The organism is Chloroflexota bacterium (genome assembly GCA_026708035.1).
Classification (GTDB): domain Bacteria; phylum Chloroflexota; class UBA11872; order UBA11872; family UBA11872; genus JAJECS01.
On record JAPOVQ010000001.1, the window covers coordinates 163,541 to 184,732 of the forward strand.

General features: G+C 66.8%; 18 protein-coding genes and 2 tRNA genes. 11 read left to right on the forward strand and 9 right to left on the reverse strand.

The genetic code is table 11. From position 1 onward, the window contains the following. The first annotated feature begins 1 nt into the window (after position 1). From OXG33_00720 to OXG33_00750, 7 genes are all read left to right on the forward strand, one after another. On the forward strand, positions 2-220 hold the full coding sequence (locus OXG33_00720; protein ID MCY4112448.1) for a hypothetical protein: 219 nt from the start codon (positions 2-4) through the stop codon (positions 218-220). A gap of 255 nt (positions 221-475) precedes the next feature. Next, a complete protein-coding gene (locus OXG33_00725) occupies positions 476-1,933 on the forward strand; it encodes a DUF2867 domain-containing protein (GenBank protein MCY4112449.1) in 1,458 nt (485 codons plus the stop codon). Between the two features lie 400 nt (positions 1,934-2,333). Beyond that, a complete protein-coding gene (locus tag OXG33_00730; protein MCY4112450.1) occupies positions 2,334-4,007 on the forward strand; it encodes a purine/pyrimidine permease in 1,674 nt (557 codons plus the stop codon). A gap of 225 nt (positions 4,008-4,232) precedes the next feature. Next, positions 4,233-6,101, forward strand: a complete 1,869-nt coding sequence (locus OXG33_00735) for a hypothetical protein (GenBank protein ID MCY4112451.1) — start codon at positions 4,233-4,235, stop codon at positions 6,099-6,101. Next, a complete protein-coding gene (locus OXG33_00740; protein MCY4112452.1) occupies positions 5,998-7,299 on the forward strand; it encodes a hypothetical protein in 1,302 nt (433 codons plus the stop codon). Before OXG33_00735 ends, OXG33_00740 begins: the two co-directional genes overlap by 104 nt. A 225-nt stretch (positions 7,300-7,524) precedes the next feature. Then, positions 7,525-7,596, forward strand: a tRNA-Met gene (locus tag OXG33_00745). Between the two features lie 7 nt (positions 7,597-7,603). Continuing rightward, a tRNA-Leu gene (locus OXG33_00750) sits at positions 7,604-7,687 on the forward strand. A gap of 533 nt (positions 7,688-8,220) precedes the next feature. Here OXG33_00750 and OXG33_00755 read toward each other — a convergent pair. Beyond that, positions 8,221-10,119 (reverse strand): hypothetical protein, encoded by a 1,899-nt coding sequence (locus OXG33_00755; GenBank protein ID MCY4112453.1) that lies wholly within the window; start codon positions 10,117-10,119, stop codon positions 8,221-8,223. Between the two features lie 201 nt (positions 10,120-10,320). On the opposite strand from OXG33_00755, the gene OXG33_00760 reads away from it, so the two are divergent. Both OXG33_00760 and OXG33_00765 read left to right on the forward strand, forming a co-directional pair. After that, entirely contained in the window at positions 10,321-10,575 is a 255-nt protein-coding gene (locus OXG33_00760) for a hypothetical protein (GenBank protein ID MCY4112454.1), read from the forward strand. After that, the gene (locus OXG33_00765; protein ID MCY4112455.1) at positions 10,572-11,978 is read left to right on the forward strand and encodes a class I SAM-dependent methyltransferase; all 1,407 of its coding nucleotides are present in this window, start codon (positions 10,572-10,574) and stop codon (positions 11,976-11,978) included. The genes OXG33_00760 and OXG33_00765 overlap by 4 nt, the downstream gene beginning before the upstream one ends. 138 nt (positions 11,979-12,116) lie before the next feature. Here the strand turns inward: OXG33_00765 and OXG33_00770 are convergent, their stop codons facing one another. The 6 genes from OXG33_00770 to OXG33_00795 all read right to left on the reverse strand — a co-directional run bounded on the left by OXG33_00770 (position 12,117) and on the right by OXG33_00795 (position 18,014). Then, complete coding sequence (locus OXG33_00770; protein ID MCY4112456.1) at positions 12,117-13,286, reverse strand: sialidase family protein; 1,170 nt, start codon at positions 13,284-13,286, stop codon at positions 12,117-12,119. A 42-nt stretch (positions 13,287-13,328) separates the two neighbouring features. Next, positions 13,329-13,868, reverse strand: coding sequence for a DUF4287 domain-containing protein (locus tag OXG33_00775; protein ID MCY4112457.1), 540 nt, complete (start codon positions 13,866-13,868; stop codon positions 13,329-13,331). A 198-nt stretch (positions 13,869-14,066) separates the two neighbouring features. Beyond that, the gene (gene recQ, locus OXG33_00780) at positions 14,067-15,911 is read right to left on the reverse strand and encodes a DNA helicase RecQ (GenBank protein MCY4112458.1); all 1,845 of its coding nucleotides are present in this window, start codon (positions 15,909-15,911) and stop codon (positions 14,067-14,069) included. A 40-nt stretch (positions 15,912-15,951) separates the two neighbouring features. Continuing rightward, a complete protein-coding gene (locus tag OXG33_00785) occupies positions 15,952-16,386 on the reverse strand; it encodes a DUF2203 domain-containing protein (protein ID MCY4112459.1) in 435 nt (144 codons plus the stop codon). Further along, entirely contained in the window at positions 16,379-17,746 is a 1,368-nt protein-coding gene (locus tag OXG33_00790; protein MCY4112460.1) for a hypothetical protein, read from the reverse strand. Before OXG33_00790 ends, OXG33_00785 begins: the two co-directional genes overlap by 8 nt. A gap of 46 nt (positions 17,747-17,792) precedes the next feature. Next, complete coding sequence (locus tag OXG33_00795; protein MCY4112461.1) at positions 17,793-18,014, reverse strand: hypothetical protein; 222 nt, start codon at positions 18,012-18,014, stop codon at positions 17,793-17,795. A gap of 143 nt (positions 18,015-18,157) precedes the next feature. On the opposite strand from OXG33_00795, the gene OXG33_00800 reads away from it, so the two are divergent. Together OXG33_00800 and nuoF are read left to right on the forward strand one after the other, a co-directional pair. Further along, a complete protein-coding gene (locus tag OXG33_00800) occupies positions 18,158-18,688 on the forward strand; it encodes an NAD(P)H-dependent oxidoreductase subunit E (GenBank protein ID MCY4112462.1) in 531 nt (176 codons plus the stop codon). After that, a complete protein-coding gene (gene nuoF / locus OXG33_00805; GenBank protein MCY4112463.1) occupies positions 18,688-19,953 on the forward strand; it encodes an NADH-quinone oxidoreductase subunit NuoF in 1,266 nt (421 codons plus the stop codon). Before OXG33_00800 ends, nuoF begins: the two co-directional genes overlap by 1 nt. Before the next feature lie 36 nt (positions 19,954-19,989). On the opposite strand, the gene OXG33_00810 is transcribed toward nuoF, so the two are convergent. Then, positions 19,990-20,739, reverse strand: coding sequence for a PD-(D/E)XK nuclease family protein (locus OXG33_00810; GenBank protein ID MCY4112464.1), 750 nt, complete (start codon positions 20,737-20,739; stop codon positions 19,990-19,992). A 60-nt stretch (positions 20,740-20,799) separates the two neighbouring features. Beyond that, the gene (locus OXG33_00815; GenBank protein ID MCY4112465.1) at positions 20,800-21,147 is read right to left on the reverse strand and encodes a metal-sulfur cluster assembly factor; all 348 of its coding nucleotides are present in this window, start codon (positions 21,145-21,147) and stop codon (positions 20,800-20,802) included. Positions 21,148-21,192: the final 45 nt, after the last annotated feature.

Consider the following 21,192-nt stretch of genomic DNA (forward strand, 5'->3'; position numbering starts at 1 on the left):
AATGACAGTGCGAGAGATCGAGGCCGAGAAGTTCAAGGAGCAGTGGCTGGCGTTGCTGGATGAGATGGACGCCGAGGGACTGATCGTCACCAGGCGCGGCAAGCCGGTGGCGCGCGTGCTTCCCTACGAGGGCGACGACGCGGATCTGATTGGCAGCCTGCGGCACAAGATCGAGGTGCGGGGCGACTTGATGACGACCGGGAGCTGGCGCAAGTACTGAGGCGTCGGCGCGTGTCGCCGAACGGTCTGGCCTGGAATGCAAGGCACCGACTCCCATCCGTTCGGCAATCCCTTCGACAAGCTCAGGGCGAACGGATGGGATTAAGTCCCGGGGCCTGTTTCAGAGCCATCCGAGTTCTTGGCTGCTTATGAGGATTCTGCCAGTGGTTGCGAAACAATCGGCACGATTGGCATCGCGAATAAGCGGTAGCGTGGGAAGACTCCGACGAACGGACGCTCCGGCGTAGGGCGGAGAATGCAAGTGGGCCGCCAGACAATCCTCGTCACCGGCGCGACGGGGTATATCGGCGGGCGGTTGGTGCCGCGGCTGGTCGGGTCGGGTCGTCGGGTTCGGGTGCTAGTCCGCAGCCGGTCGCCGGTGGCCGCCCGTGCCTGGCAGTCGCAGGTCGAGGTGGCGGTGGGCGATGTGCTGGACGCGCAGGCGTTGTCGGAGGCGCTGGCGGGGGTCGACACGGCCTACTACCTGGTTCACAGCATGTCGAGCGGCGCCGATTTCCACGAGCGGGACATGCAGGCCGCTCGCGCGTTCGGCAGGGCCGCGAAGGCCGCGGGCGTCAACCGGATCATCTACCTGGGGGGTCTGGGAGATCCGGCGTCGAAGCTTTCCCGCCATTTGCGATCCCGGCAATCCACGGGCCAGGCGCTGCGAGAGAGTGGCGTGCCGGTCACCGAGTTCCGGGCGGCCGTGATCGTCGGCGCGGGCAGCATCTCCTTCGAGATGATTCGCTACCTGGTCGAGCGGCTGCCGGTGATGATCTGCCCGAAGTGGATCTATTCGCACATCCAGCCCATCGCCGTCGACGATCTCCTGGTGTACCTGGTGTCGGCCCTCGATGCGCCGGAAAGCCAAGGGCAGATCGTCGAGATCGGCGGGAAGGACGTGGTCACCTACCGGGGCATGATGCTGGGCTATGCCCGGGCGCGGGGGCTCAGACGGCTATTGGTGCCGGTACCGGTGCTGACGCCGCGCCTGTCCGCCTATTGGGTGCATTGGATCACCCCGATTCATGCGGGAATCAGCTCGGCGCTGATCGAGGGCCTGCACAACGACGTGGTGGTGACCAACGATTCGGCCCGAGAGCTCTTTCCAGACGTGGATCCGATGGACTATTCCGGAGCGATTGCCCGCGTGGTCGACGATCTCGACGCGGGGCGGATCGACACGTCGTGGAGCGACGCCCTGGGCGCGCCGGCGTGGCGCGAGCAACCCGTGGGGCTGGAGTCGCGTCACGGGATGATCATCGAGCGCCGCCGCATGCGGGTGTCGGCGCCGGCGCAAGAGGTGTACCGGGTGTTCACCGGCATCGGCGGCGGACGCGGCTGGTATTTCGCCACCTGGACCTGGCGGCTGCGTGGAGCGTTGGACCGCATGCTGGGCGGCGTCGGTCTACGCCGGGGGCGGCGCCATCCCGACCACCTGCGCATCGGCGACGCGCTGGACTTCTGGCGGGTCGAGGACCTGCAGGCCGATCGCTCGGTTCGCCTGCGCGCGGAGATGAAGCTCCCGGGCCGAGCCTGGCTCCAGTTCGAGGCGCGTGAAGCCGGGGACGGCACGTCTCACCTGGAGCAAACGGCGGCGTTCATTCCCAAGGGCCTGCCGGGATTGGCGTACTGGTATGGCTTGTATCCGCTTCATCGCTGGATCTTCGGCGGGCTGATCAGGGCAATCGCCCGCCGCGCCGAGCGGGTGTGATCCGCGGGAGTCGATGGGCGCGCGGAGTGCTGGGTGAGTCTCCGGGGTGAATTGGGCGGGTTTGCCGCCTCCAGAGACCTCGGCAAGGTCCGGGAGGTGCAGGTCTCGGACCCGCCCGACGCCATGCATCCGGCGCGCGTCCGGATTCGACCGGACTGGATTCCGGCTTCCGCCGGAATGACGGGCGGATCACGCAAGGGTCTCACCCCGCGGGAATGACGAGTCCGACGCTGCGCGCAGCCCGCTAGATCCATCGTCGGACCCTGGTTCGTCGTATAGTGCGCCCAGACTTGCCGCGCGACACGGTTGCGGGGAGGTAGTTCTGGCGGCGGCGACCCAGCAGCATCCACGCTACGAGGCGCACGAGAATCCGCCGCTGCTGGCCTCGCTCGGGTACACCCTGCAATTCGGTCTGATCGCGTCCGCCGCCCTGCTGGTCACGCCGGTGATCGTGGCCAAGGCGTCGGGACAGGACGACGCCTACCTCGGCTGGATGGTCTTCGCGACGCTGGTGGTGGTCGGACTGGCCACGTTCTTGCAGGTTCGCCGGATCGGGCCCCTCGGCGCCGGCGCCGTGCTGCCGCTGTTCACGGCGGCTTTCTCCATTCCGTTCTGCATCACGGCGCTGAAGGACGGCGGACCGGCGACGTTGACCTGGCTAATCCTGGCCTCGGCGGCGTTCCAGCTGGTGATTTCCAGGTGGCTGTTCATCCTGCGCCGAATCGTGACGCCGACGATCAGCGGCACCGTGATGATGATTCTCTCGATCACGCTGGCTTCGGTGGTCTTCGGCCTGCTGGACGAGGCCGCGGAAGCCGAACCCGTGGCGGCGCCGTTGACCGCGCTGGTCACGCTGGTCGTGGTGGCCGCGCTCACCCTTCGCGGTTCACCAGTCTGGCGACTGTGGGCGCCGATGATCGGCATCGTGGTCGGCTCGGTGGCTGCCGCGGCCTTCGGCATCTACGACTTCGACCGGGTGACCGAGGCCGGCTGGGTGGGACTTCCCAGCGAAGGGCCGCAGCTGGGATTCGACTTCGGCATCCCCTTCTGGACGCTGCTGCCGGCGTTCCTGTTCCTGGGCGTGATCATCTCCATCCAGGTGAACGGCGAATCCATCTCGCTGCAGCGGGTGGCGCGGCGCGAAGACCTGGCCATCAACTTCCGCGAGGTGCAGGGATCCCTGGCCGGCACGGGTGTGAGCAACGTGCTCGCCGGCGTCGCAGGCTCGGTACCCACCATCGTCAGTCCGGGCATCGTGTCGTTCACGCAGGTCACGGGCGTCGCGTCGCGCCGGGTGGGCTACCTCATTGGCGGCCTGTTCATCCTGCTGGCGTTCTTCCCCAAGGTTTCGGGGCTGCTGAGCTCGCTGCCGGGACCCGTGATGGCGGGCTACCTGATCCTGGTGACGGGCACGCTGTTCGTGGACGGCGCGCGCACGGTGATCCAGACCGAAGAGAACCGGCAACGGCTGACCATCGCGGGCCTCTCGTTTTGGATCGGCGCGGCGTTTCAGTTCGGGCTGTTCAGCTTGCCGGACCTCGGCACGGTGTGGGGCACGCTGCTCAAGAGCGGCGTGACGACCGGGGGATTCGCCGTGGTGGCGATGATCCTGTTCATGGAACTGACGAGCCATCGGCGGATGCGATTCGAGTCGAGGCTCAACATCGAAGTGCTTCCCGAGCTCTCGGCATTCGTTACCAAGTTCGCCGACCGCCGCGGCTGGGACACCGCGATGAAAGACCGCTTGAACGCGGTGGCGGAAGAAACGCTGCTGACGCTGGCGCCGATGAAACTCAGCCTCGACGACGACGACGATGATGACGACGACGGACGTCGCCTGGTCGTGGTGGCTTCGAGCGAGGGCCCGGTGGCGGACCTGGAGTTCATCGGCGGCGGCAGCGAAGAGAACCTGGAAGACCGCGTGCGCCAACTCCAGCAGCACGACTCGGAAATCGTGGCCGAGAGCGAGCTCTCGCTGCAGCTGCTGCGGCACTACGCCACGTCCGTGAACCACCAGCAATTTCACGGCACGGATATCATCACCGTGCGCGTGGATCCGCCCGAGGCGGGCTAGACAATCCCAGCCACCCCCGTGCACGCCGACGAGCCGCATCGCGGCTCTCGACCAAGGAGATTCTTGCCAAACATGCTCGGACGCTGGGTCTCTATAGCGCTTCGTGGGGATTCCGGGTTCGACGAGGCCTGGATTCCGGCCTTCGCCGGAATGACGGATGGTTTTGCACGCGTCTCCTAAGGAGACGAGGGGTCCAGCCGCGCTAGCTCCACGGGGCATGACGGCATGAGCCTGGATCCGGCCGCATCTCTCTGGCCCGGGGTGATCGCGTCCGTGGCGGTCTGCCTGTGGATTGCGGCCATCGGCGCGCTCTTCGCCTACGCCGTCTTTCGGGATCGGCCGCGACTGGTCTGGCCGTTCTACGCGCCGTTCGTGGGCGTGGCGGTGGTGCTACTGGTCACCAATCTTGCGGCGTACGTGATCCCGGGCGCGCCCTCGGCCTGGTTTGGGCTGATTGCGACGTCAGCGCTGGGGATCGTCGCCGCTCGGCGCAGCGGCGCGCTGCGTCTTCCGCCCGAAGGGTCCCGGACCGCGCTGCTGGCCATGGCGGCGATGGCCGTCGGCGTATTTGCTCTCGCCTACGCGACTCGAACGCACGAGTACCCATTCGATGGCGAATGGCACTACGCGCTGATCTTCCGCTTGGCTCGCGGGGAGTTTCCGCCCGTGACGCCCTACGGAGTCGACGCGGGGATCGGGTATCACTACGGCGCTGACCTGCTCGCGGCCAGCATCATCAACGTGGCCCGGGTTTTTCCGTGGACGGCTTTCGACGCCCTCGCGGCCTTCCTCGTCGGCGCACTCGTCCTCGCCGTCGCCGGCTTCGCCTACGACACAGGCGCGCCGCTTCCCCTGGCGCTTGGGATCGGCGTCACCGTGGGGTTGTTTTATGGACGGATATTCGGGTATTTCGATGGCGGCGTGTTCCTCGGATATCGCACCGGATACCTCGAGGACCTCGCCATCTTCGGGTCGCAGCCGACCCCTAGGCCAGCGTTCTTGTGGATGAAAATGTTGCAACGGCCACTGGCCGTCGGCTGCGTCGTCCTCGTCGCCGCCGCCTTCACGCGGGCACGGCACGCGCTGCTGCTGGCCGCGGCAGCCGGGGTCTTGGCCCTGGGCGACACCTCGGTGACGATCTTCGGCTGCGCGGCGCTGGCGCTGGTGGGCGTCATTCGCCTGGTCCGGCTGCGAGGAAGTGAGCGGCTCACGCTGGCCGGGGCGCTCGTCGCGAGCGCGTTGCTCGTCGTGCTGGCCGGCGGTCCCATTTCCGATGAAATCTTCGACCGCGGCGGCACCGCCGGACTCGTACGCGTGGCATGGGAGCCGGACGTGGACCATTTCCTGCTCTTCCATCAAAGTGGGTCGGCGCTGGTCAGGCTCGGGGCAATCCCGCTGATCGCGGTCGGCGCCTTCGCGGCCTACCGGCGACGCAGTTGGGGTCTGGGCGTCCTGACGGCGGCTGGCGCCTTCGGGCTGCTGGAAGCCCAACTGCTGCAGTCGGTTATACCGTGGCAGGACGACCGGATTCTCTGGCTTACCCACGCCGTGGCGATGATCGCTGCGCTTTCCGGCGTCGGGGCGCTCATCGGTGCGTTGCGGAGGCCGGTGCACCGGCGCCTGGCCGTGGTGTTTGGTTGCCCTCCTGGTTCTCGTGCCGACCGGCCTTCCTCGGGCGGCCGCTGGTGTGCAGCTGGCGCTCAAGGACCTCGAAATCGTCGACCCGGCGGCCGACGACTCGGGGCATCACTACCGAGACCGGACCTCCTGGGGCTGGGAGATCGAAGCGAGTTGGGAGCTATACACCTGGCTCCGGGACAATCTGCCAACCGAGGCGCGCCTCCTTACGCCAAGGCCGCACATCAGCGCATCAGCCGCCGGCGTTGCATCCCCCCTCTCCCACCGCGATCAGCAAATGTTCGTGGGCACTCACACCACGTGGGTCTACGAAGACGGGCTGCGGTTCCTGCATCGCGACGACCTCTTGGATATGGGCATCACGCACCTCCACCTGACAGACGCCACGGCCGCCAACCTCGATCCTTCCGCCAAGCGCCTGCTCGACGACCCGAGCCACTTCAGGCTGCTGACTGACGTGACCACGCCCGCAGGCCTGCGAAGCCGCGTGTATCAGGTCATGCCGGGCGCCGGTACGACCGAGGTCGATTCGGCCAGCTATCGCGCCCTGCGCCAGATTGTGCCGCGCAGCGCTCCCGTGACCACGCTGGGATCGCCGCCTCCCTTGCACCAACTCGTCGCCATTAGCGCACTTGCCGATCACGAGATCTTGCAGTCCTCGATCGCGCTCCCGGCGGAGCGCGCCACGCTCACGCCACAAATTCAGACCATGGCCGACTTGCCGCTGCGCGGGGTGGTCGTACTCGCCGAGCCGCTCGAACCGACTGCGCTGGGCGTGTCACGCGACGAGGCGCTGTGGGCCGGGCATGGACTGCGGGCCTACGACCTCGCGACGGCGTGGTCGCCGGTCTGGCGCATCGGGTCCGACGGCGCGGGACTGCCGGGACCGCAGCAAGCCGTCTGCGAGTCGGCAGACGGCGAGGTTGATCTGTACCTGCTCGGCGAGCCTGGGTCGCGGGTGACGGCCGGTTCGGTGGAAACAGTGCTCACCGGGCTGCCGCAGGTGGTCGCGCTCGCGGTCCCGGATTGCGGCGCGCTAAGCCTGAGCGCCCGCACAAACATTCCGCCGTTTGCGCAGATTCGACCGAGTCGCGCGGGCCCAAGCGTGGATCGCCAGGCGCCCAGCGCCGGGCTTGGCTTCGACGGCGGCGTCGACGGCGAGCGCGCGGTGCTCAACTTCTGGTTCCGCAATCCCGAGGACATTGCCTTCACGACAGGAACCGAGTTTCGCCTCTACGAAGCCAGTCCGCTCGGGGTGGACCTCCAGCCCGACAATCCGAACCCGCGGACTGCGTCGCTGCGGTGGTGGCCAGGTCCCGTGGCGCTGCGGGCGCCCGAGCAGATCGCCCGAATCGAGTTTGACGCCCGGCGCCTCGAGATCAACGGCGATACGGGCGGCGGCGCGGCGACCAGCCTCATGCCCGAGAAAACCTACCTGCTGACGCTGAACGTGGTGGGCACGGACCCGCGCTACGGCCTGGTGGAGATCCAGCACGTCGTACCCGTGGCGCGCGTGGTGGTGGGTGAGACCGGTGTGGCCTACGAGGTGCTTTCCGGGATCGTCACCATCGAGCACCATGCGCCGGGCTCAATTTACCAGCGCACGGGCTACGACGGTGGGCTCGGCAGGGACGCAACCCTCAGGCCGCGCTAGGCGGTGGGGGCTCCCGCCGCGGAGTCCCCGCGTCCTTACACTCTCCTCCTGGGGAAGACGAACGGGACCTCCGTCGCCCTGGATGCGGATGCCCGCGGTCTCCCGCCATCGAACCGCGTTCAGTCTCCCGGCCCCCGCGATGGTGGACGGACGTCGAGAACATTTCACGCACCGCTGCCGTGGTACCGTTCAAGCCCAGCCCCGGCGCCTTTCGTGCGGGGGCGCGGCGGAGTAGCTCAGAGGTAGAGCAGGGGACTCATAAGCCCTTGGCCGCAGGTTCGATTCCTGCCTCCGCTACCGGCCGGCCGAGGTGGTGAAACTGGCAGACACGCAGTCCTCAGGAGGCTGTGAGCAACCGCTCGTGCGGGTTCGAATCCCGCCCTCGGCACCGCGATCTGCAATTCGCGCGGCGAGGCTCATCCTCGCAGCCGCTGCCCTAGCTTTTCCGAGCGATTCCGAGGGTGTGGCCCGCCCGCTTGCACATTGGCATGCGTCAATCCGAGCGTCCCGCCGTCCCCCAACCCACATCGACATACGCCGGACCGCCAAGTTGAATTGGCCTCATTCAAGACCGACCACTCGATCCTCAAGCAGTCCCAGATCAACATCGAAGTAATAGTCTAGAATATATCGGAAGTGATTGACGGGTGTAATGGAAGGATACAGACCCTCATTACCACCGTTCGGCAAGTAAAATGCGGACAAAATATAGTGCTTCACTATTCCTGGTCTATTGAGGCCATGATCAGCCGTAATGACGATAATTGGATTCTGATCGCTCGATTGTAGAATGCCATCGACCATTCGCAACACCAACGAGTTGATATAGATCACTTGCCCAATATATGGCTCAGGAACACTCGGGTCATGATTGCGTCTGAACGCCACAGTCGAGGTGTCAGCCTCAATGAAATTGCCGTGCTAATCAAACGTCGCCGGACCGTGTGGCTTGTTGATGTGTGCAAATACAAATTTTGGACCGTCTACATCAATAGGATTTGTTAGGAACTCAAACATCTCAAGGGTGCGGAGCGATGACCAAAAGCTATAGGGGGTGGAATCGCCAAGCAAGAATCGGTTGCCAACAATCGGTTTCAGAATTGTAGTATTGATGAGCGAACCGATGAATCTGATTGAAACCACAGATTGACTTGGCGCTCCCTCTGAAGCCACGAATCCGCCCGAGCGATCAGTGGCGCGTACGCCGGCAGGTGAAAATGTGACGATGACGTCGGCGAGCGGCGAATCGCTCGTGTAGCGGAATCCCGATTCAAGATGCACATATGTGTACCCGAGGTTCTTCAGGATCGCGCCAAGCGCATGGCTCTCGGTGAGACTGACCAAGTCGTTACCACGTTCCGGCAAGAGTCGTTTGATTTCGTCCGCATAGGACATGTTGAGAATTGAAGGTATTGACGGAACGGAGTGCCGATAGTTGCTGACGGCCTCCGATGCCACGTAGAAACCTCGACGCTCAAGTTCGCGCAGAAAGCCAGTGTTATCGAACTCCCCGAGCCCTGCATCCCGCGTGTACGAATCGAGGATGAGGTAGTAGATGTCGGGACGGTCTCCGCTCACAGTCGGCAGGCCGGATGGAAGCAAGCGGGCCGCAAGATCTTCCGCCGATTCGGACTCCGACGCCGACGGCCGTGCAATCGCCGCCGCAATGCCGCCGGCGAGGCTTGCGACCGGGAAGACAAGCAAGACGGCGGCTGTGAGATTCAGCAGTTGCGTCCCCCGAGCGGCCAACAAACCAGCCCGTATGGCCATCACGACCGCTCCCGCGGCGAGTACAACCGCACCCGCAAAGAGCGCACGTTCGTCCAGGATTCCATCGAGCGCGCGCGCGATGTGGCCGTACGCAAAAGCGACGACCGTGACGCCGGCCGTCGCGGCAGCGGGCCGGTGCCAATCCTTGAGAAGCAGTCGCAGGCTGACGACGCCGCCGGTCACCACCGCCAAGGCAACGGCCAGCGGAAGGACGGCCTCGATTGGGGCGAAGTGCACCGGGTTGCTGGTCAGGAAATGCAGGATCGGGATCGCCGCGGCCGGCCACGGATACCAGGGCGTCGCCAGCACACGGCCGACCAACGTCGGCGTGTCGCCGGTACCCGAATCGGCGCCCGGTCCTTCGAGACGCCTCAGCCGCCTCACCGGTCGCTGGATCCCATGCCATGCGGCCATCCCCAGGCGCCGAAACGCCGCCAAGACGCGGGGATGCGAGAGAGTCACCAGCACACTCAGTAGGACAGACAGGGCGAGTCGACTCCGCGCGGCTGGTTCACCGACAAGCGCGGCGCGCAGCCCGCTGCCGGTCTCGACATGCGCAACGACCAACGGTCCGTCGCTGGAATCCGGGACCCCGTTCACCATCGCGTTCGCAATCCCATGCTGCGAGGCGGCCAGCCGATAGATCACGTAGTACTGCTCGGGCAACTGCACTTGAAGTTGCAACAGCAGCCGCTGGCCCTCCGGCACGGCATAGCTGGGAAAGGTGAGTGTGCGCGGGACCGGGATATAGCTTGGCGTGGCCTCGATGAACGTTTGTCGCAGCACTTCGCGGGTGGCGGCATCCACCAGCGAGGCCCGCACGGTCACGTCATCCCCGTCGGGCTCCGCTGACACCCAAATCTGAAAGCGCCCCACGATCCCTCTCACGGGACCGAGGTCCTGCTGCACGCCCCATCCCGGCCAAGCGATCAAGACGTCGTCCGCGGGCTCGCCGCTCGAGACGGTCGTATAAGTCACCTGGGGCACGAGGCTGGCCCAGACCCCAAGCGCCGCCAGCGCAATGGCGAGCCAGAGCGACCTAGTGAGCACAGGTCACCCGCAACCACCGACAGGCGCGGAAGGCTCGACCCAGCGGGGCGGGCGTGACCGGAAACGAACGCGGGGCGCCGGAGATCCCCGTCTTGCGCTGGTCGTGAGTCTCGTCCACAGTATGTCGGTAGTGTCGGCCACCGAAGCCAAAGATCATAGCGGGGTGCCGTGGCTTTGAATGCCCGTCCATCACGACCGCCGATGGCACGTGCGCCGGTTGGCGCCCTAGCCGCCGTCTTGGTTGCCTTCCAGATCGTGCGGCTCGCCGGTCGCAGCTACATCGATCCCGGCAGCGGCAGCTTCGCGATCCAGATCATCATTGCGGCCGTGCTCGGCGGGCTCCTATCGGCACGGCTGTGGTTTCGGTACGTGTTTGGACGAATCATCGGGTGGTTTCGACGGTCGATGCCGGAGGCGAGCCCGCCGGCCGAGGAGGCCAGCCGAGAGGACGGATGACCGCCGATCCTGACGCGCGCCTGCCGGGGTCGTTCCGCGATCCGGCGGGGTTCATGTTCCGGCGCGACGGCGAGTTCCTGCGACAGGTCAACCAGTCCTACGAGTCGACGTTCCGCACCCTGATGGACTCGGGGCTGTATGCCAGCCTCGTCGACGACGGTCTGCTCATTCCGCACGAGACCGTCGACCCGAACCTGGCGGCCGAGCCGGGCGCCGTGGCCGTCTTGCGGCCCGAGCAGCTGACGTTCGTCTCCTATCCGTTTGAGTGGTCGTTCTCGCAGCTGAAGGCCGCGGCGCTCGCCACCTTGCACGTGCAGCGCCGCGCGCTGGACCACGGCCTGTCGCTGAAGGACGCGAGCGCGCGCAACATCCAATTGCACGCGGGTCGTCCGATGCTCATCGACACCCTGTCGTTCGAGCCTTACGAGCCGGGGTATCCGTGGGTGGGCTATCGGCAGTTTTGCCAGCACTTCCTGGCTCCGCTGGCGGTCATGGCCTCCACCGACGCACGCTTGAGCGGCCTGCTGCAGAGTCACCTGGACGGCCTGCCGCTCGACCTGGCCGCGCGGCTGCTGCCCTGGCGCTCGCGGCTGCGAACCGGCCTGTTGATGCATCTCCACCTGCACAGCCGGGCGCAAGCGCGCGCGGCTTCGGCCAGCCGGAAGCGCGCCGACCTGGCCGGGCGCATGAGCCGACGACGGCTCGACGCCTTGCTGGACAGCCTGGAGTCGACGGTGCGCCGGATTTCGTGGAACCCGGACGACACGCCCTGGGCCGGATATGGCGACCAGACGAGCTATTCCGGGCGCGCCCTGGCCGACAAGAAACGCCTGGTGGCCGAATACCTCGCCACCGTCTCGGTGGAATCGGTGTGGGACATCGGCGGCAACACGGGCGACTTCAGCCGGCTTGCCGCCGCTCGCGGCGTTTCGGTGGTGTCAATCGACAGCGACCCTGGTGCGGTGGACGTGAACTACCGGCGCATGGCCGCGGCTGGAGAAGCCAATCTCATTCCGATCGTGGCGGACATCACGAATCCCAGCCCCTCGCTTGGGTGGGACAACCGCGAGATCGCCTCGCTCACGGCGCGGGGACCGGCTGGGCTGGTGATGGCGCTGGCGCTGATTCACCACGTGGCAGTCGGCAACAACACCGGCTTCGACCGCCTGGCGCGGTTTTTCGCGGCGCTGGGGCCAAAGCTCCTGATCGAGTTCGTCCCGCCCGACGATCCCATGGCGGTTGGCCTGGTGGCGATGCGGAACCACGACTTCCCCTGGTACACGCAGCCCGAATTCGAGTCGGCTTTCGGCCGCCACTTCGAGGTCCAGCGGTCGGATGCGATCGAGGACTCGAAACGCCGGCTCTATCTGATGACCGCGCGCCGTGAGGGAGATTCTGAATGATTCCTCGCAATGGGCACCCGACGCCAAGCATCTCGCGCGACTCCAGATTCGACCGGACTGGATTCCGGCCTCCGCCGGAATGACGGAGGGATTGCGCAAGGGTCTCCTGCGATTGGAAAAGGTCTAGTCAGAGCTTTCCTAGGCCGGTGGCGAGAAGAGGTAGCGGTACACGGCCCCTTGCCAGAAGTGGTCCGCCACCTCGCCCAGGCGGGTGAGGTAGATCTCGATATCCAGCGTCTCGCGGTCTTCGAGGATGTTGAAATTCGAGAGCTGCAGGGCCTCGGGCTCGTTCGGGCCGCGGTCGTCGACGAGACGCAGGCTGTCGCGCCGCACCGCCGGGCCATCCTCGTCGATCTCGGCGATGTAGAGGGGGTAGCGCGGGCTGTTGCCGTCGGGCGGCTCCTGGGTGATGTTGGCGAGCCAGTAGAGCTTCCCGTTGCGCTCCGAACGGATGAAGCGATGGATGCTGGACGGGGAATAGAACCGGGAGCCGTCGTCGTAGCGCAGCTCCTGAAACGGCGAGAAGCCGCGGCCGCCGTCGTCGGAGACGCTGAACCACTTGCGCCCTGGGGTCGTGGCGGTGTGGCTGGCACGGACGACGGTGAGCAGGCGGCCATCACGCAGCACGGCGACCTCCGGCTCGAGCACCCCGCGCGAGGAGCGCTCCCACCCGAGGAACTCGATGTTCGAGGCCTGCCATTCGCTCGACTGGGGCTCGCGGCGCATGACGACCAGCCCGCCGCTGGCGTGTGCGGCCTCTAGCTCAGCAGGGTGCGCCACCAGGGGCAGATAGGCCGTGCCGTCGGGTGCGATGGTGATGGCCTGTCCCGGATAGGCACGGTTGGTCGCGCAGAAGTCGGCGTCAAACGGATTCTCGGGATCGAATTCCGGCCCTTCCTCATACCGGAGCAGCGTTTCGGGCTCGTCGTCGGCCCAGGCGAAGGCATGGTCGTTGCACGGGTGCCGGTGGGACCCCCACGCATGGGTATAGGCCGGTAGGCCGGGCCAGATCCGGCGCATACGTATCTGGTAGCGCCGGTTGCGGGCGCGGTCGACGTAGATGCCGGGCAGATAGGTGACGATGCCGCCGCCTTCGAGATCCTTCACGACGCCGGGAAGCGTTTCGCGCTCGGTCCAGGTGCGGCCGTTGTCGGGCGAGGTGCGTTCCTCGAACTCGTGGTATTCGTCCGAAGCGCTGCTGGTTTGAAATCGTTCGAGTCGGGTGAGGCCGGCGTCGATATAGCAGACCGAATGCCACTGGGCGATGTCCTCGCCGGCGGCAGGCAGATAGCGTTCACGGGGCAGCATGAGTGAGTTCCGGCGCGTGGATTCGGGGAGCGTAGCGGGCGGCTAGGTCACCTCGCCACCGAGGCGGGCGAGGGCCGCCTTCCAGTAGGCGCGCTTGGCTTCGACGTCGGCGCGGTCCGCGAGCTTTGAGTGCTGCACCACGACCTGGCTCTTTGACAAACCCTTGGGATAGAAGGCCACCTCGACGTGGGTGACGCCGTCGACCCAGGTGATGCGAAGCGACTTGTTGGGGCGCGCGGTGCGGATGTGGGGCTCGTCGTCGCCGAGCCAGCGCCGGCGGGTTTCCTCAACCGTCCAAGCCTCGTAGAGCGTCTCGGCGGCGACCGGCAGCGTCTTGCTCACGCTCACCTGGTAGCCGCGGGGCGTCTGGTGCTCCTCGCGCAGGCCGCGGATGCGCTCGTAGCCCACGGTGACTTCCTGGCTCCACCAGGGCGGGACGTCGTGGTGGTCGCGCAGATAGGCGGCGATGGCCGTGTGGCCGATGGCCATGCCGCCGGCGGCGTCCAGGATGGCGCACCATTCGTCCCAGGTCTTGCCGGTCTTGGCGGCGACGGCGGCGTCGCTGACGGGCGGCTTGGCGATGGCTGTCTTCCTCGTCAGGGATGGTTGGCGGAGATTGACCGTACGGTTGGCCCGCGCTGGCCGTCAACGGACTCCGCAGGGGATGAATGGGCTTCCGAAGAACGGAATCTGGCCACAGGCACTCCCCCAATCCGTTCCGAGCCTGACCACCCATGCCCGACGGATTGTCCGAGTTCCAAACTGAGCCGAGCTCTCGGACTAGGCCGATTGCCTTGAAACTGTGTACTCGCGGATTACCCGCAGGAAATCGTCGGCGAATTCCTCCAGCTTTACCGGGCCGACGCCCGAGATTTCCGCAAAGGTCGTGTGGTCGCGGGGCATGGCGCGCGCCATCTCCTCGAGCGTGCGGTTGCTGAAGATCACGTAGGCTGGCTGCTCCCTGGCTTCGGCCAGGCGGAGCCGCAACTCGCGAAGACGTTCGAACAACTGCGGGTCGAAGTCGGCGCGGTCGTTGCCCTGGCCGCGCGCCCGCTGCTGGAGATTCGCCCGTTCCGACAGGTCGGCTGGGCCGCTGTGATCGTCGAGAGCCGCGCGCTTGATGCGGCTGAGCGTCAGCGGCTGGCGCTGGCGTAGAAGGTCACGGCCGGCGGGCGTCACCGAGACTGTCGCGAATTTGTCGGGACTCCGCTGCAGCAGCCCCTCGTCTTCCAGCAGGCCCACGATCTCCTTGAGCTCGTCGCGTCCATGGCCGCGGGCAATGCCGTGGACCGACAACTGGTCATGACCCAACTCCAGTACGCGCCGTGCGCGCGAGCCGCGCAGCACATTGATGACGTGGGCCGGGCCAAACCGCTCGCCGGTGCGAATGACTGCCGACAGGACCATTTGGGCAATCTCGGTCGCGTCGAACGCCTCGCGCTCGACCAGGCACACGTCGCAGCCGCCGCAATCCGGCCGGTCGTAGCTCTCACCGAAGTACTGCAACAGGGTTGCCCGGCGGCAGGTCCGCGCCTCACCAAAGGCGATCACCTGGTCGAGCTTTTGGTGAGCCCGCTCGCGCTCTGCCGGGTCCTCGATCTCGTCGATGAAGCGCGTGAATTTGGCCCGGTCGCCGGCGGAAAAGTACAGCACGCATTCGCTGGGCAATCCGTCGCGTCCGGCCCGCCCCGTTTCCTGGTAATAGCCTTCCAGCGTCTTGGGTAGGTCGAAGTGGGCGATGAGACGCACGTCGGGCTTGTCGATGCCCATGCCGAAGGCGATGGTGGCCACAATGATCCGCGCATCGTCCCGATTGAACCGCTCCTGCGTCTCCCGGCGGACGGTCGGGTCGAGACCGGCGTGGTACGGGAGCGCTGGCAAGCCGTGGCGCGAGAGCTTCGCCGCCAGCCTCTCGGTGCCGTCGCGCGAGAGGCAATAGACGATCGCCGCCCCGTCAGCATGCCGGCGCAACTGCTGGACCAAATGGTCGATGGGGCGGCGCTTGGGGCGCACGATATAGGACAGATTTTCACGGTTGAAGCTCGAGATGAACCGACGCGCCTCCGGGATCATGAGCTGCTCGACGATGTCGTCGCGGACTTTGGCCGTCGCGGTGGCCGTCAGCGCCATCACGGGAGCGCCAGGAAGGATCTCGCGCAGGGTTCGGAGGTTGCGGTAGTCCGGCCGGAAGTCGTGACCCCACTCGGAGATGCAGTGCGCCTCGTCGATGGCGATCTGGTCGATGCGCACCCCGCGAATAAACTCACCAAACCCGGCGACCGCCAGACGCTCCGGTGCGATGTAGAGGAGCTTGAGCCGCCCGGCCCGCGCCGCGTTGTAGACGCCGCCGGCCTCGTGCGGCGGTACCGAGCTGTTGATGAACGCCGCCTCGATGCCGTTGGATCGCAGCGCGTCCACCTGATCCTTCATCAGGGCGATGAGGGGTGAGACGACCAGCGTCAGCCCGTCCAGGCAGAGCGCCGGCAGCTGATAGCACAGCGACTTTCCACTGCCCGTGGGCATCAAGACCAGTGAGTCTCGGCCCGCCATTACGTTGCCGATGATCTCGGCCTGCATCGGCCGAAACTCGTCGTACCCAAAGCGAGCCTTAAGAACTTGACGCATGGGAAGCTCGCCGGTAGCTACTTCTCGGAGTGCGGACAAGCTAAACGCCCGGCAACGGCTTCCGGTTGTCGAAGCCCTCGTCGGTGCCGTGCCAGTAGGCGATGTCCTCTTCGCCGAGACGCCAGCAGAGGTAGCAGTCCTCGCCGTCGATCTCCGAAAGGAAGTCGATCAGCCCGGTGGCGGGGTCGCGCAGCAGGATGTCGCGGGCGCGCAGCCAAGCCACCAGCGGCTGGACGTCCCACAGCCCGGCGATGAGGCGCTGGTGGGCCAGGCTCACGTCCACCGCGCCGGCGTCGGATTCCTGGACGCGCTCGAAGGCCTGACGGTCGGGGTCGGCTTCCAGCCAGATGCGACGCAGTTTCGCCAGCACGGGCCGCGCCTCGACCAACATCTCGTTGGCCTCGCTCAGCGTGTAGTGGCGAAGCTCCGGCTCTTCGGGCTCGTCGCCGTGCAGCGCTTCGGGTTCGTCATGCATCGTCGGCCGCAGTATGGCGCAGCGGCCACATGGTGCGCTGCCGCTCGATCTCCTCCGTGGGATACCAGCGCGACCGGATATTGCCCGCCAGGTAGAGCGAGCCCGCCACGAGCACGCGTCCGCCCGGAGGACAGATCTCCAGGGCGCGATCCAGGGCTCGCAGTGGGTCGGGCTCGGCGGCGACCGCCGGATACCCGGCCTCGCCGCCGGCCTGGGCGGCGACCGCCGCGGACGTGGGCGGTTTGCCCAAGACCTGGGGCTCAGTGGCGATCCACGTTCGGACCGTGGGCCACAGGGGGCCGAGGACGGCGGCGGGTGACCGGTAGCCCACCGTACCCGCCACCAGCACGCCGGCTTCGGGTGAGCATTCGCGCCGCCACAGGGCGGCCAGGGCGCGGGCCTTGTCTGGATTGTGGGCGCCGTCGAGGATGACGGCGGGGCCATCGGGGGACGGCATGCGTTCGTAGCGTCCGGGGAGAGCGCCCGCTCGAGCGGCGTCGCGCGCGGCGCCGTCAATTCGAGCGAATCCTCTCGCCGCGAGTGCATCGAGGGCCGCTTCCGCCAGGTGATCATTCGTCGCGCGGAAGTCGCCGGGGGCCGTCGGTCCGACTTCGATGAGGGGCGCCCCGGCGCGCTGCACCTCGTCAATCACCACCGTCCGCGCCGCCGGCGGCATCTCGCCGATGACCGTAGGCACCTCCGGTCGTGCGATGCCGGCCTTGTGCCAGGCGATGTCGGACAGCGACGGCCCCAGGCTCTTCTCGTGGTCCATCCCGACAGTGGTGATCACGTTGAGCAGCGGGTCGCAGACGTTGGTGAGATCGAACCGTCCGCCCGCGCCCACCTCGAGAACCAAGACGTCCACCCCGGCGCGGCGGAAGTATTCGAACGTCAGCGCCACCCAGACCATGCCGTAGGTCGGCGGCTGCCGGGGATCGGCGCGCTCGACGACCGGTCGGATCCACGCCGCCAGATCGGCCAGCTCCCGGGGCCGGGCCAGCCGACCGTCGAGCCAAAACTTCTCCAGCGGCGTCTGCAGATAGGGGGTGACGTGCAGGCCGGCCACATAGCCGGCGGCCCGCAGTCCCTCCGCGATCTTGACTGCGACCGAGCCCTTGCCCGAGGTTCCCGCCACCAGCACCACGGGCAGGTCAGTCTGAGGGTTACCCTGCGCATCGAGGAAGCGACGCATCCGCGCCAGGCGTTCGTGGCCTCGCCGGCGTTGTTGAGAAGGCGCGCGAGGCTGCGTGGGGCCGGCGGGACCGCGGATGAGGCCGTTGATATAGCCGGCGGCCGCACGGCCGGCTGCCAACTCCTCCGTGTCGACCGGCGCGGTCGGCCCGGGTCGCGGTTCACTCATCGCCTGGTTGCTCCTGCCGCTCGGACATGCGCGCCGCGTCAGCCGGCTATACGTCGCCGGACTGGTCGCTGGCGACACTGATCCAGAAGCTGATCAGCAGGTGCTCGGCCTGCGCGCGGCGGTCGATGGCGTCACGCAGCACTTCCATGTCGATGCCGTCCGCCGCGACGGCGCCGTCGCGCAGCAGGTTGCCGACCGCCATCGAGGCTCGATTCCAGCTGGCCGCCAGGCTGCGCAGCTCGCGGGCTTGCCGTTCCGTCAGTGCCATTGGCCCTCCCCACGCGCCACGCTAGCACCACGCGTTTCGGTCCGGCGGCCACCCGCATCCGTCGCCAGCCGCCACGGGGATCGGTGCTAAACTCACCCGCCAATTTCCAGGTGAACGGACGCGCCCGCGCGCGCCCTTGCTGCATGGCCATTCACCACACTGAGCTCGAGACGCCGCCCGGTCGCGAGCCGCTGCCGGAGTCCGAGCGACCCAAGCTGGAAACGCTGCGGGAACAGCTGCAGCCGCTCAAGGATCTGCCCGGCTCGTCCATCGAGGCGCTCTACGCCGCCCAGGAGCTGTTCTCCTACGTGCCGCCCGAAGCCATCACCCTGATCGCCGAGGAGCTGAGCATCCCCGAGAGCCAGGTGTTCGGCGTGGTGACCTTCTACACCATGTTCTCGCTGGAGCCGCAGCCGCCCAACGTGCTGCGGGTGTGCCGCGACCTGAGCTGTCACCTGGCCGGCGCGCCCAGGCTGATCGGCGCGCTGGAGCAGGCGCTGGGCGTGCCGCGCGGGCACGCCAGCCCCGACGGCCAGTTCATCGTGAAAGTGGTCTCGTGCCTCGGCCTGTGCGACAAGCAGCCGGCCATGCTGGTCAACCTCGATCAGCACGGTCCGGTGATGCCGGACGACGTGCCGAATCTGCTCGACGACATCCGGAACGGCGCGGGCTGATGGAGCTGGTCGTCACGCGCAACTTTGGGAATCCCGAGCCTTGGACGCTGGCCAGCTATCGCGAATCCGGGGGCTATGAGGCCCTCGAGCGCGTCCTGAAGGAGATGACTCCAGAGGACGTAACCGAGCTAATCAAAGCGTCGAACCTCACCGGCCGCGGCGGCGCCTTCTTCCCGACCGGGCTGAAGTGGGAGTTCGTCCGCAAAGACCCTAAGACGCCCCGCTACGTGGTGGTGAATGCCGACGAGAGCGAGCCGGGCACCTACGTGAACCGCCTGTCCCTCGAGCTGGACCCGCACATGACCATCGAGGGCATGATCATCGCCGCCTACGCCTCCAACGCCGAGCGCGGCTATTTCTACATCCGCGGCGAGTACGGCTTGTCGCACGAGCGAGTCAAGGCCGCTCTGCGCGAGGCCTACGAGGCCGGGTATCTGGGCCAGGGCATCTGCGGCCGGAGCGACTTCAACCTGGAGGTCGAGTTCCGGCGCGGCGCCGGCGCCTACATCGTGGGCGAGGAGACGGCGCTCTTCAATTCCCTGGAAGGCAAGCGGGGCAACCCGCGGTTCAAGCCGCCGTTCCCCACGAACTTCGGCGTGTGGGGCCTGCCAACCGCGATCAACAACGTGGAGACGCTGGCCGCCGCCCCCGCCATCGTGATGAAGGGCGCCGAGTGGTTCAAGGACCTCGGCGTCGGCGACGCGGCGGGCACCAAGATGTATTGCCTCTCGGGCAACGTGGTGAACCCCGTCTGCGTGGAACTGCCCCTGGGCGTCACGGCCCGCGAGGTGATCATGGATCACGGCGGCGGCGTGCCCGAAGGGCGGACTCTCAAGGGATTCAAGCCCGGCGGAGCATCGTCTGCGCCCCTCACCCCTGCCGAGCTCGACGCGCCGCTCGAACCCAAGTCGATGGCCGACCTGGGCACGATCATGGGCACCGGCGGCGTCGTGGTGTTCGACGACACCACTTGCATGGTAGACGTGGCCTACCGGGACGCGCTGTTCTTCGAGGACGAGAGCTGCGGCTTTTGCATCCCCTGCCGCGAGGGCACGCCAAACCTGGTCCAGATCTGCGAGCGCATCTTGCACGGCCAGGGCACGATGGATGACCTCGACCTGCTCGAGGAACTGGGCGCCAGCATGATGGCGTCGTTCTGCGGGCTGGGGCACTTCGCGCACCAGCCGGTGCGCGGCGCGGTCAGCCGCTTCCGCGACGAGTTCGAAGCCTACATTCAAGGTCGCCATTCCCCAGCCGGAACCTGATTCCACGCGAACGGCAACGGCCGCGCGGGCTGAGCGCTACGCGTCCGTCGCGCGGAACGGACACCGGTCACGAAAATCGCACCAGTCGCAATGCGGCCCGGGCGTGGCGGTGAAACTGGCGGCCTCGACCCGATCCGCCGTGTTTGCGTAGCGATCCAGCAACGCGTCGCTGTAGTCGGGGTCCGGCGTGATTGAGATGCCCGCGTTGTCGGCCAGGAAATAGGCGTCGAGACGCTCGACGCGGCGCTCGTGCACCTGCTCCACGCCCAGCGCGTAGGTGTGCAGCTGGGCGCGCAGGCGGTCCGGCAGCCGCTCGGGACGGCGGCCGCTCTTGTAGTCGATGATGGCCGTGCCTGACGGCGTTTCATCCACCCGATCGATCACGCCCTCGATGGAATAGCCGGCATCGGCATCTGGACGAAAGCGGAAGCGCGATTCGAGCAGGACCGGCTGGCCGAGGTTTGCGTGATTGGCCGACCAATAGCCGTCGAGCAACGCCTGCCCGTCCCGCCACATTTCCGGAAAGCGGTCGCGGTCCAGCCGCGGGGCCTCGGCCCAGTAGTCCGCGTGCAGACCGTCGAGAACACTCTTGTCGACTCGTTCACGGGCTTGCAGGCGCTCGAAGAGCCGGTGAAGCACCGCGTGCACGATCGCCCCAACGACGATCCGGGGCACAAAGGGCACCGGCACGCGCTCAACGTAGCGATAGCGATAGGCCGTGGGGCAGAACTCGAAGAGCGACAGCTTGGTGAAGCTGAGCCGGGTTGCGCGACGTGCGATCGTCACGGCCCCTGGACGGGCGGTTCTCGAACCGCCCCTACCAAAACCCCGCCCGGCGCATCGTGGCTAGCGGCCCAGAATCCAGCGGACGTCCTCGCTCAGCATCTCCTCGTTCCACAAGGGGCTGAACGTGAGATCGAGATCCATGCTGCGCACGCCGGGGACGGCCTCCACCACCTGCTTCACCTGCTGCAGGATTTGCGGTCCGGCCGGGCATCCGGGCGTCGTCAGGGTCATGGTCACCGACACGTCGTGGGCCTCGGACTCAGCGGGGGCCACGTCGATCTCGTAGATCAGTCCCAGGTCCACGATGTTGATGCCGATTTCAGGGTCGATCACCTCGCGCAGGGAGTCGCGAATCGTCTCTTCCGCCAGGGGTGCGTCCATCGTCGCCTCCAGCGCGATGCCTCTCATGCGCAAGCATCGCAGCCCTTGCGCACGCGAACAAGACGCCGCCCG